Raw genomic sequence first — 10,115 nt, 5'->3', positions numbered from 1 at the left:
CGCACCGGCACACCTGGGCGCGACACCGGGCGCAGGACCCCATGCCCAACCGCGGCTCACCCAGAAAAGACGACCCCCACACCAACAAAACAGAGGCCTTGATTTTAGAGCGAGAAATCGAATGGGAGAGTTCTAAGGAGAAGTCTTCCTTTTCTCGGCGAGAGATAAGTGTGGAAGTTTGCGAGGGGTGTAATTCGAGGGGGGGGGTGTTAGGTGTGGGGGCTTTTCGGGTTATGGGGTGGTGTGTATCCTGAGGCAGGTCGCCACATTAATTGTGGTGATCACAAGGGCCCAAACATGAAAGTGGGCCCCACGCTCCCGGTGCAAAGGGAGGGCGTGGGGCCCGGTGCCTGGGCCTCGGTGGGCTCGGCTGCGTCAACAGCCGGGCCCACCTGCTCTTTTAGAGCACTCCAGTGAGCTTGAGACCCCAGTACACGGCCTGCAGGATGCACGTGACCAGGGTGACCGTCTCAGCGGCGCGCTTGCGCCTGGAGCGGCCCGGCGTGGCCTGCTCGGTGGAGCCTTCCATGCCGGACATGGTTTCCCTCCCCTCTGATGAGTTCTTATATCCCTGTCTCTCAGGGCGATTTAGACGTTAGCAGAGGGAGGCCGTGATAAAGGCGGATCGTGTGACTGCATGGCGCCTCGGAAGGCCCTCGTTCCTACCTCTGGTATCGAAGAGGGGCACAGAGATGGGAAAGCTTTGCGGTTGACGACGGATTCCGTTTTTCGATTCATGATGCCAACCCGTTTGTTGCTCTCGGATGCCACCACCCGAGCTGCTTCCCGCCAGCCAGCCCATCTATGGAGCCCCCGCGGATCCGGTCTCTGGCTGCGCCTGCTCCGGAACCAATGGCTGCGCGAGCACCGGTCGCTCCAGGGCGGGCATGATCTTCAGCGCCCGCTGAAGCTCTGTCTCCTGCTGAGGGCACTGCGTGCTCGGCCTCTTCCAAGACAGCTACCGCCCCTGACCCAGCGCCAAGACGACGGTGGGCGGCCCCCAGACCGGGTGCCGCCCACCGCCGCATCCAGACCCACCGTCAGCTCCGTCGCCACCACCAACGTCGCTCGCCGCCCGCTGCCGGCTCTTCCTCGAGGGCCCCGGAGGATCCGCCCTTCCGCTGCGCCTGCCCCGGCACTGACGGCTGCTCGAGTACCGGTCGCTCCGGCGCGGGCATCAAGGCCTTGAGTGCCCGCTGGAGGTCCACGATGTGCTCGCCCCTGGCCGCCAGCTGCTCCCGCAGGTGCTCGGCCTCGGCCTGGGCGAGCTGGCGGCCGTGCTCGGCCTCAACCACGGCCAGGGCGTGCTCATGCCGTACACGCTCCAGCTCAGCCCTCAGTGCCCCTGCGCTCTGCTCCTCGGCCACCGCGACGACCAGGCGCTCCTGGGCGCCAGCAGATGCCTCCTCGTCCGGCGGGGAAGGTTCGTGCAGCCGGAACCGCGGCTTACGCATGCAGACCGCCCCGCGCTTGAGGTGCAACCGGTCGGCGATCTCCGTGTCCGTGAAGCCCGCGATCGTCAGCCGCACGGCCGCCTGCGTCTCCGGTGCCTGCTCGTCCAGAATCTTGTCGACCTTCGTACCGAACACCTCCGCCTCGCTCGCGTACAAAGCCAGGCGTCCTCGTGCACACGGCGGAAGCAGCTGACGAAACCACCCGCTCTCCGAGAGCCGGAAGGCCGGGGGAGAGCATGAAGGAACGGCCTCTTCGGCTTCCTGCGCTGACACTCCCTGCCTACCCCGACGCTGTGAGCCGTCATTTGCGGTGGTGGACACCAGGAACTGCTTGTCGGTGCCCCGACGGCGAGCAATGATGCGGACTACAGGAACCGTTGTGTTCACTGACCAAAGGGGCGGGAATGCAGTATCGAGCGATCGGTCCCGAGAAGACTGAAGGCGCATACGACACACTCGCGGCCGCAGAGGCAGTCGCCGAGTCACTATTCGGTCAAGGCAAACCTCTGGAGTGGAGTAACCCAGAGCCTGGTCGGCATGTGCTGTGGTATGTACATCGCGACGAGGGCCTGAAGACGGACACCCACTACCGCATCGTCGAAGACCAGCAGCCGGGCCGCTCGGACAGCGCTAGGTAGTCAGCCTCACGGCGGGCGCCTGCATGTGGCGCCTGCCGGAACGTTCTTGCGATGCTCCCGCGCCACAGCGGTGAGAAATGGCTGGATGCCGGTCCGCGAACTCGGCCGTTTCGACCCACTGAACCCGAATGCACCGGAATCATCGACGTGTCGGCACCTAGCGGAGGACGCGCATGATCAAGTCGGTATTCGAACAGTGGAAGGCCAACCAGGAGCAGAAGCGGGCAATCACCGCCGAGCGCTGGGAGCAAGAGAAGAGGTGGCGTGAGGAAGACCGCGCGGCCGCCGTCCAAAAGGCGACAGATCAAGAGAAAATCCGTGTCCAGGAGGAGAAGGCCAAGGATGCTGCGAGGCAGGAAAGGGTCGACACCTACATCGAGCTCTACAAGTACCACCTGCCCCTGCTGGAAAAGGCAGCCACTCTCTCCTACGTTGACATGGTCTGCCATGAAGACACCTGGACCTACATTGCCCGCCGAGCGTTCGGCGCGTGGCAGCCTGAGTGGACGATGAGCCTCGCCACGGACCAGGGCGGCCCCGTCCCTACAGACGTTGAGTTCACCAAGAATCCGAACTTGCCGGAGGGCCGGATCACCAAACACTCGGATGGCATGCAGACCATCGCCGTCTCCGGAGACAACCTCGTGACGATTCTCGGTGCGCTCTTCGAAGCCGCTTGGGGCCCGTCCATGGAACCGAGCAGTGCCCGCGCTGCTTGCGGACCTCTTCACGGGCGCATCGGTGAATTTCTGCGCGATCTAGATTCCGCAACTTCCACGAAGCCAGGTCACGAACTGTTCCTTGACCACTGGGGTGGCAGCGACAAGCCGGCCGCGGACTCCGCCACATAGACAATCCCAGACGGCGCCCGCGCAGCTGAGAACCCAGCGGGCGCCGTCTGCCTGTCGGTCAGGCCGTCCCCACTCCAGTCGGATACGGGCAAACGCGGCGAGCTTGTCTGCCAACAGCTTGGGCCCGAGGACTCCTAGCTAGTCGACTTCCGTTGCTCCAGCTCCGCGAGCAGGTCGCCCGCGTCGAGGCCGCCGCCCAGGAAGCCGAGGACTACGCCCGCCTCTCCCCCCGCGAGCGCTCCGAGCGCTGCGGAGCCCACCTGCTGCTCGACGCCACCCCGGCCGGCGAGGAAGTCCAGATCGAGGCCGTCTCCCTGGCCACCATTCAGGACAAGCTCTCCATCGGCCGGACCACGGCGAGCGAGCTGCGCATAGTCGCGCTCGGCCGTCATCCAGGGCGGCTACCGCCCCTGACACGACACCAGAACGACGGAGGGCGGCACCCCGGGTGGGGTACTGCCCTCCGCTGCTTCTGCTATCTGCGGTGCACGGCCAGGCTGCCGCCGACGGTGCATACCGCCGCCGCGGTGGACCCGAGTGCGGCGGCTGCTTCCGGGCGGTCGAACAGGGCCAGGACGACAACGCCGACCATCGACAGAACGCCGATGAGTACGATCACCCAGCCCATCAACTTCGAGTGACAGTGTTCTCGGGTACCGTCAGAAGCAGTTCCAGGAACCGGTAATGAGGAATCGATTCCGGAAACGGGTACATCAGGGACTGTCATGGGGCCTCTTCTCTCTTCAGCGGGATCGGACGGAACCCATCGGCAGACGTGAGGGAGACTGCTGTACGGCTTGCTTTGCCGGCCGCCGTACGGCGTCTCCCTCGGTCGTTGCCGGGGCCTGGCAGCACCTTACGGAACGGCACCGACAAACTTGACGCCCCACTAATCGCAGACCAGTTGCCTGTTCCGCCCCCTATACAGCACGGCACCGACAGCCTTTATGCAGGTCAGAGCTCTGAGGGAAATGACACCCAGGTAGTCCCACCCACGGTGAACCCGTGCCGGATGACAGTGGCGAAGACGTGCCCCTTGGCACAGCACGACAGGCGTCTTCCCAGCCCACGGACCACATACGCAGGTACACGAACTCGACGTCGGCAAGGGCGATGATGCCGTCCACGACCTGGCAGCCGACGTACTTCATCTCGGAGACGAAGCGCAGCCGCTTCCCTGACCTTGCCGCCGACCTGCCGCTTGATCGCCGTGCCCTTCTCGACGCGCCCGTTTCCGCACCAGCGGAAGTCGAAGAAGACGTTCCTGAACATGGTGCCCTTGCTGCGGTCGAGCGCTACATGACGGTGGCGACCTCGATGTCGAACCTGGGCTCTTCGTTCCTCCGCTGCTTCTGCACGATGCCGGGCTCCCCCTTCGTCCGCCGGCCGAACTTGAGCAGCGACGGGTGGATCAACTAGCGGAAGGTGGTGAACGTGTTCTCGGCATTCAGCACGTCACCCTCCTCGTCCGGCTACCTACGCTTCCACCACTGGCGCCGCTCCCCGCTCGCCGCAGGTTGTTCCTTGAGGTTCCCGCGGATCCGTCTTCCGGCTGCGCCTGCCCCAGCACCGACGGCTGAGCGAGCACCGGCCGCTCCGCCGCCGGCATCAACGCCTTCAGCGCCTTATGGAGGACCGCGATGTGCCCACCACTGGTCCCAGCTGCGCCTGCAGGTGTTCCGTCTTGGCCTGGGCGAGCTTGGCGGCCGTGCTCGGCCAAGCGTGCTCTTGCGCTGCGCGAGTCCGGGAACGCGGTGGCGGCATTCCGCCGGGTAAGCGTGTAGGTCAGGGCTGCTCTCCAAGTTCACATCGCTCTTGCCAGTACTGCAGGTGCTTCGGGATCTTCTCTCTCAGGATCAGGATGTAACCGCTGGTCCCCGGCCTTTTGATGTCGGCGAGGAGTTGAGTGAAGAGCCGGACCGCGGCGGCCGGGTCGCCGGCCCGCCCTGTGTAGGCGGCGTGGTGACTGCGAGCTTCGAAGGTTTCGTGATTCGTGGGGCCGAGAGTGTTGGTCGCCGTCACGACCAGGTCGGCGTACAGCTTGACCGCGGTCTCGGGGTCATGCCCCTTCGACATGGCGTGGGCTTTGAGCTTCTGGAACTCTGTGCGACGGGAGTCGGTCGCGGGCTTCACCTTCCACCCGAACAGTGCGCGCGGAATGTCGCGCCTGCTCTGCTTCTTCCAGTACTTCAGATGCTTTTTGATCTTTTCTGCTGTTACCAGGCGGTACCCGGTTGCTTCCGGTTTCTGGATGTCGGCGAGGAGTTCAGTGAAGAGCCGGATCGCGGTCTTCGGGTTCCCGGCGTGTCCTGTGTAGGCCGCGTAGAGCATGCGAGCCTCGAAGGTTTCGTCGTGCTCGGGTCCCACGAGCCGGGCGGCGTCCTTGGCGAGATCTGCGTAACGCCGAGCAGCATGCATCGGGGAGGAAACCATTGACAGTGCGCGCTGCTTACCCAGGAGCAGTTCGGCGGGGACCGCGTCTTGCGGATGCTGGCGGACCCCGTTATCCGGTGGGTCGTCTGGGGCGTCTCGGACAACCTCGATAGTGGACTCGTCCGGACGGCTGGTCAGGCGATCGAGGATGCCATTGTCCTTGTGGTTGCCCCCTTCTCCCTCCTTGGTTGCGGGGCTTGGGGAGGAGCTGGCCAGGCTGTCGTCCGCCGGCACCGGCTCGGCGTTCGTGTTGTCCGCGGACGGTTCGCGGACAACGACGCCCGCGAGGACCTCCCTCTCGTCCTGCTCCTCAGCGTTCTCCTGGGCGGTGATGCCCATCTGCGCCCGCAGTCCGTCCAGCTCTGCTTCACGCTGGTCGATCTGCTGGTCTGCCGCTTCGAGGGCCACGTCGTACTCCCACAACGGGGGCAGACCCTCCATCACGGACGCCGGGCTCTCCGCCGGTGAGTCCGTCGCGTCCCCGCCCGGCCCTTCACTTGCGGTGTCCGCGGACGGCACGGCCCGCATCGTCTCCAGAGCGAGTTCGTGCCGCGCGGCACTCACCTCGGCCGTGACGTGCAGCTCCTCGGCCTCCTGGCGCGTGCGGCGGGCCCGGGCCAGCTTCTTCTTGACCAGGTCGACCTTCTGCCGCGTCTCCAGCAGCTCCCGCTCGACCACGGGGACCACGCTGTCCCGCTCAGCGGCGCGCTCCTTCTCTTGTTCCAGCACCTCGCACCGGCTCCGCAACGACGTCACCATCTGGAGCAGCATGAAGATGATCTGCGTGGCGCCCAGCAGCGTCTTCTGCGCCTCGATCGTCGTCTTACGCGCCTGGTCCAGGCGCATTCCCAGCTCGCCCTCCGTGCCCGCCGGGAGCACCCCGGCTCTCGCCTCCCGCGCCACCGCCGCAGCCTCGGCCGCCTTCTGCAGCCGATGGCCGAGCCGTAACTGCATCTCCCGGTTCTGCGGGTTCTTGACCAGCTCCCGCACCAGGGCATCCACCATCCAGCCCGGGACGACCTTGCTCCCCTTGCGGAACTGCCCCCACTGGGTGCGCCCGTACTCGAACCGGTCCTCAAGATCACGCAGGGTCAGAGCCTTCGTCACCTTGCTGACCCACTTGGCGAGTTCCTCGGCCTCCGGCGTTTCCCCCATCAGCGGACCCGACTGCCTGCCCGGTCTTCTGCTCTGCACCATCCCGGGGCCCCCTCGTCCCGTCCTGTCCGCACGTGTCCCCGCCTTTTCCCCCTCTGACCTGCCCCAACCTGAAACGGCCAGATGGACAATCAGATCACCGACGCACAGTGATGGCCACCGCTTCGGGAACAGCGGCCGGACCCACATTCGGGTGCCCGGCCGCGCCGAACGAGGCGGGGCCTCCCGTAGCCGCGCGAGGCCAGAGCAGGGCCTGCCCGCAGCTGATGTGAGAGTCGACGCGGGCAGGCCCTCTGAGCCCGAAGGGCCCGGAGATGAACGTACCCATCGATGTCGGAGCCGGCCTGATCTTCCTCGTCTCGGCCGCCGTCGGCTACGCCGTCCACCGTCACACCAAAGCCGCCTCGACCACCACCCCGCCGACCGGCGACCTTGGCGTCGCCTTCACCGCCGGCTCCCTCACCCTGTTCGCCCTCGCCTTCCTCTTCGGCGTCCCCAGCCCCGCAACCGAACCCGCACCCACACCGGCGACCACCTCGACCCAGACCACACCTCCCGCGGCCGCGAACCCCACCGCGCCGGTGACACCGGATCCCGTCGCCCCGCCGCCTTCGAGCCCTCCCAGCTGAACAGAGGCACCGACGTCCCACGACGACCGAGGGCAGGACGGCTTGCTTCCCCGACCGCCGTCTCCAGCAGGCCCAGACCGAGCACCCGGCCGCCGAGATGGAGCTGCGCACCATCCAGCTCCGCGAGCAGGTCGCCCGCGTCGAGGCCGCCGCCCAGGAAGCCGAGGACTTCGCCCGCCTCTCCCCGCGCGAGCGCTCCGAGCGGCCGCGTCGCCCGCCTGCTGATCGGTGCCACCCCGGCCGTCCTGGACGTCCATGCCGGCCAGGACGTCTAGGCCGAGGTCGTCCCTCTGGCCACAATCCAGGAGGAGCTGTCGGTCGGCCGCATCACCGCGAGCGAGCTGCGCATGGCCGCGCTCGGGCCTCATCCAGGGCGGCTACCGCCCCTGACGCGGCACCAAGACGACGGAGGGCGGCACCCGCATCGGGTGCCGCCCTCCGTCGTGCGTGGACGGTTCGGCCGGGGCCGCCGGCACGGCCAGGGGGTCTCCACTTTGGATGGTGGCTCCGTCGCAGGTCCGGACCGCGTTGCTGGAAGCTTGGAAAAAAGTTGCGTCCGAGGGTGTCCGGGAGCCGCTGACCCCTCGTAGAACCTGGTGTGCGGCGCAACAGCACTGCACACCGCCTCCCGGCCCCCTGCCGGGCTGGGCAAACAGATATGGGGAAGCCGTGTACTCCACGACGTCTCCGTGCACGACGCGGTGCCTGCTGGGAACCTTCCCCCAGCAGGCCGGCGGCTCGCACGAATGTAAGGGGGCCGACAGCCCCGGGATCAGTTTCGACACCCTCGGCATGACCTGCATGCTCGACGCAGAGTTCACGCGTTTCGTGGCGGAAACCGAGACCAGTCTCTACTGGTTCGCCTACCGCTTGTGCCGGAACCACGCACAGGCGCAGGACCTGGTGCAGTCGGCCTATCTCAAGCGCTGGGTCAATTGGCTGACGTATGGCCCTAACGACCCGGAGCATCATCGAAATCTCGCCTATCGGGCCGTTCAGAACGTGTACTTCGACTACTTGCGTAAGAAGTCGAATGGATACGTTCCCACCGACCTCGCCGATTATGACGCGGCCGGTGAGAGCGCGATCGACGAAGAGTTCATCGCAGCCGAGAACGCACGAGAAGTACTGGCGGCAGTCGAAAAGCTTCCCGATCGTTTGAGGGAAGTGATCACCGCCGTATATTTCGATGGGTCCACGGTGGCAGCGTTCGCCGCCTCGGAGGGAATTACTCCGAAGCGGGCCAGCCGTTACCACCTCAAGGCCCTGCAGCTCTTGCGTGAGATTCTCGGAGAGCAGTAACGAAGGAGGCAGACAGTGGACGCCCTAACACAGCGTCTGAGTCAGGCCGCCGATTACCTCAAGAGGCACACCGACGCAGCCCTTCAGGAGGTGTGGACTGATGCTTTCAATTTGGTCTACACCTCCACGGGTGGTGTTCGGGAACTCGACCGGAAGGGGGAGGACTCGGCTGTCCTCCCCCTCTCGGGGGGAGATCCCCGGCCAGCACACCTGGGCACAAAAGAAGAGCAGCGCATCAAGTACAAGGGGGAACTTCACGCGCTGCTCGACCAGGAAAGGAAAGGAAGCATTGACGGAAGAGCCCTGCGCAGAATCGCAGAGCTGACGGAACTGTTCGACGACGAACAAGAAGCTCAGGTCTGGTGGCACCGAGCATCGCTAGAGGGCGACTCCGTAGCGATCATGATGCTCGGCGACGACTAGAAATCGCAGCGGCAGCGCCTGGCAGGAGCGCGACCGCCCAACGGCACGGAGGAGAAAAGCCGACAACCGCGCGGCCCTGGAGAGTGGACGGTTCAGGGCGAGAAGGACGCGAGGAAGCTGGCAGACAGTACAAGACACCTGGAAACAGAACAAAGAACATCACGGGAAAAGTGAAGGGACGATAGAGATGTCTGCATGCCGAAGGTACAACAAACGCCCGATGACCGAATAGTGTCTAACCTAGATGCATAGCATCTAGGGTGGGGGCCAGCAGATTAACACAGTCTGCCGGCCCCCACTCCAGCACTCCGGTGGGCCCAGCAAATTAATTTTGCTGGGCCCACCGGAAAACAGCACGCTCTAGTTACGCCTGCGGGATCTTCACGCCTTGCACATCCATGCAGGCTCGAGCGGGTTCCGTCACCACCACAACCTCGGGAGTTCGGTCATGAAACACTTCCTCGCTCAGCGCGATATCAGCCCCCAAAAACAGAGCCCCAGTCGCCAATCCGATGAATACCGAACCACGAATGGTCCCCGGGTCGAACTGCCGCTTAATGAAAGATTTTTTCTTAGCGCTTCTCAACGTACTCCCCTACCGTGAATTGAAACCGGCTGCTACCAAGTACTACGAGGGAAAAAGACGGTTCGGACGCCGGTCGTTCAAGTTGGGGGTTCGGGTCGACTCCAGATTTTATTATCGAGGATCGGTGAACCTGCGCAGGCTGGTTGAGTACTGCGCAGCTTCAGCGCTCCCCGGTATGTGGTGGCGGGGCTATGGCGAGCCCTGACGGCTGGTCGGTGACGGGGAGAATTCCCAGTATCTACCCAGCATCCAGGTGATGCAGGGTGGTGTGTGCTAAGTCCTTTTCTTAGCTGCCATTGGAAATGATGCACGCGGTTCGTGTCCGGCTCCGGGGCGGCCGACCCCCTCTTGTTGGTGCGTAGTTGTCTGTGACGGTGGGTCGAATGCTGCGGCACGTGTCGTCCGGCGCCAGGCCTGCCCGCACTGCGGAGCCGTGCGGGCAGGCCCCTACTGCCCCTTGACCTCCCGTCACCCCGAGGGCCCGCAGGCGCTGAGCGCCAGTCACACCACTTTCCGGTGTGGTGCGAGAATTCCGGAGGAATTCCCAACCCCATTCCGAAGGAATGGGGTTGAAAGCCCGTAGGGCTTTATCGTCTTTACGACCCGTAGGGTCGTGCGTCGTTCCTCCGGAGGAGGACGCGCGC

9 protein-coding genes are annotated in these 10,115 nt (G+C 65.0%); 6 read left to right on the top strand and 3 right to left on the bottom strand.

Annotated elements, in window-relative coordinates:
• Nucleotides 1-400 precede the first annotated feature (400 nt).
• The gene (locus tag ACIBCU_RS38255; RefSeq protein WP_399237304.1) at nucleotides 401-538 is read right to left on the bottom strand and encodes a hypothetical protein; all 138 of its coding nucleotides are present in this window, start codon (nucleotides 536-538) and stop codon (nucleotides 401-403) included.
• A 502-nt stretch (nucleotides 539-1,040) separates the two neighbouring features.
• On the bottom strand, nucleotides 1,041-1,610 hold the full coding sequence (locus ACIBCU_RS38250) for a hypothetical protein (protein ID WP_399237302.1): 570 nt from the start codon (nucleotides 1,608-1,610) through the stop codon (nucleotides 1,041-1,043).
• 655 nt (nucleotides 1,611-2,265) lie between these two features.
• Here ACIBCU_RS38250 and ACIBCU_RS38245 point away from each other — a divergent pair.
• From ACIBCU_RS38245 to ACIBCU_RS38235, 3 genes are all read left to right on the top strand, one after another.
• Nucleotides 2,266-2,943, top strand: coding sequence for a hypothetical protein (locus ACIBCU_RS38245; RefSeq protein ID WP_399237300.1), 678 nt, complete (start codon nucleotides 2,266-2,268; stop codon nucleotides 2,941-2,943).
• A 152-nt stretch (nucleotides 2,944-3,095) separates the two neighbouring features.
• Nucleotides 3,096-3,584, top strand: coding sequence for a hypothetical protein (locus ACIBCU_RS38240; protein WP_399237298.1), 489 nt, complete (start codon nucleotides 3,096-3,098; stop codon nucleotides 3,582-3,584).
• Nucleotides 3,585-4,059: 475 nt separating this feature from the next.
• Nucleotides 4,060-4,362 carry a hypothetical protein gene (locus tag ACIBCU_RS38235; RefSeq protein ID WP_399237296.1) on the top strand — a complete coding sequence of 101 codons (303 nt, stop codon included), beginning with the start codon at nucleotides 4,060-4,062 and terminating at the stop codon, nucleotides 4,360-4,362.
• A gap of 366 nt (nucleotides 4,363-4,728) precedes the next feature.
• Here the strand turns inward: ACIBCU_RS38235 and ACIBCU_RS38230 are convergent, their stop codons facing one another.
• Complete coding sequence (locus tag ACIBCU_RS38230) at nucleotides 4,729-6,531, bottom strand: hypothetical protein (protein ID WP_399237294.1); 1,803 nt, start codon at nucleotides 6,529-6,531, stop codon at nucleotides 4,729-4,731.
• Nucleotides 6,532-6,845: 314 nt separating this feature from the next.
• Here ACIBCU_RS38230 and ACIBCU_RS38225 point away from each other — a divergent pair, with 314 nt between their 5' ends.
• From ACIBCU_RS38225 to ACIBCU_RS38215, 3 genes are all read left to right on the top strand, one after another.
• Nucleotides 6,846-7,160: a hypothetical protein gene (locus ACIBCU_RS38225; RefSeq protein ID WP_399237292.1), complete on the top strand. Its 315-nt coding sequence runs from the start codon at nucleotides 6,846-6,848 to the stop codon at nucleotides 7,158-7,160.
• A 669-nt stretch (nucleotides 7,161-7,829) separates the two neighbouring features.
• Nucleotides 7,830-8,462, top strand: coding sequence for a sigma-70 family RNA polymerase sigma factor (locus ACIBCU_RS38220; protein ID WP_399237290.1), 633 nt, complete (start codon nucleotides 7,830-7,832; stop codon nucleotides 8,460-8,462).
• 15 nt (nucleotides 8,463-8,477) lie between these two features.
• A complete protein-coding gene (locus ACIBCU_RS38215) occupies nucleotides 8,478-8,885 on the top strand; it encodes a hypothetical protein (RefSeq protein WP_399237288.1) in 408 nt (135 codons plus the stop codon).
• Nucleotides 8,886-10,115 lie beyond the last annotated feature (1,230 nt).

This window comes from Streptomyces sp. NPDC051064, from assembly GCF_044455985.1.
Taxonomy (GTDB): Bacteria; Actinomycetota; Actinomycetes; order Streptomycetales; family Streptomycetaceae; genus Streptomyces.
The sequence above is the reverse complement of the archived record's forward strand: the minus strand, read 5'-3'. Positions and strand labels throughout refer to the sequence as shown.

Excerpts from the sequence above, each read along its gene's own strand:
- ACIBCU_RS38255 (WP_399237304.1), bottom strand. The coding sequence starts at position 538 with ATGTCCGGCATGGAAGGCTCCACCGAGCAGGCCACGCCGGGCCGCTCC.
- ACIBCU_RS38245 (WP_399237300.1), top strand. The coding sequence starts at position 2,266 with ATGATCAAGTCGGTATTCGAACAGTGGAAGGCCAACCAGGAGCAGAAG.
- ACIBCU_RS38235 (WP_399237296.1), top strand. The coding sequence starts at position 4,060 with ATGCCGTCCACGACCTGGCAGCCGACGTACTTCATCTCGGAGACGAAG.
- ACIBCU_RS38230 (WP_399237294.1), bottom strand. The coding sequence starts at position 6,531 with ATGGGGGAAACGCCGGAGGCCGAGGAACTCGCCAAGTGGGTCAGCAAG.
- ACIBCU_RS38225 (WP_399237292.1), top strand. The coding sequence starts at position 6,846 with ATGAACGTACCCATCGATGTCGGAGCCGGCCTGATCTTCCTCGTCTCG.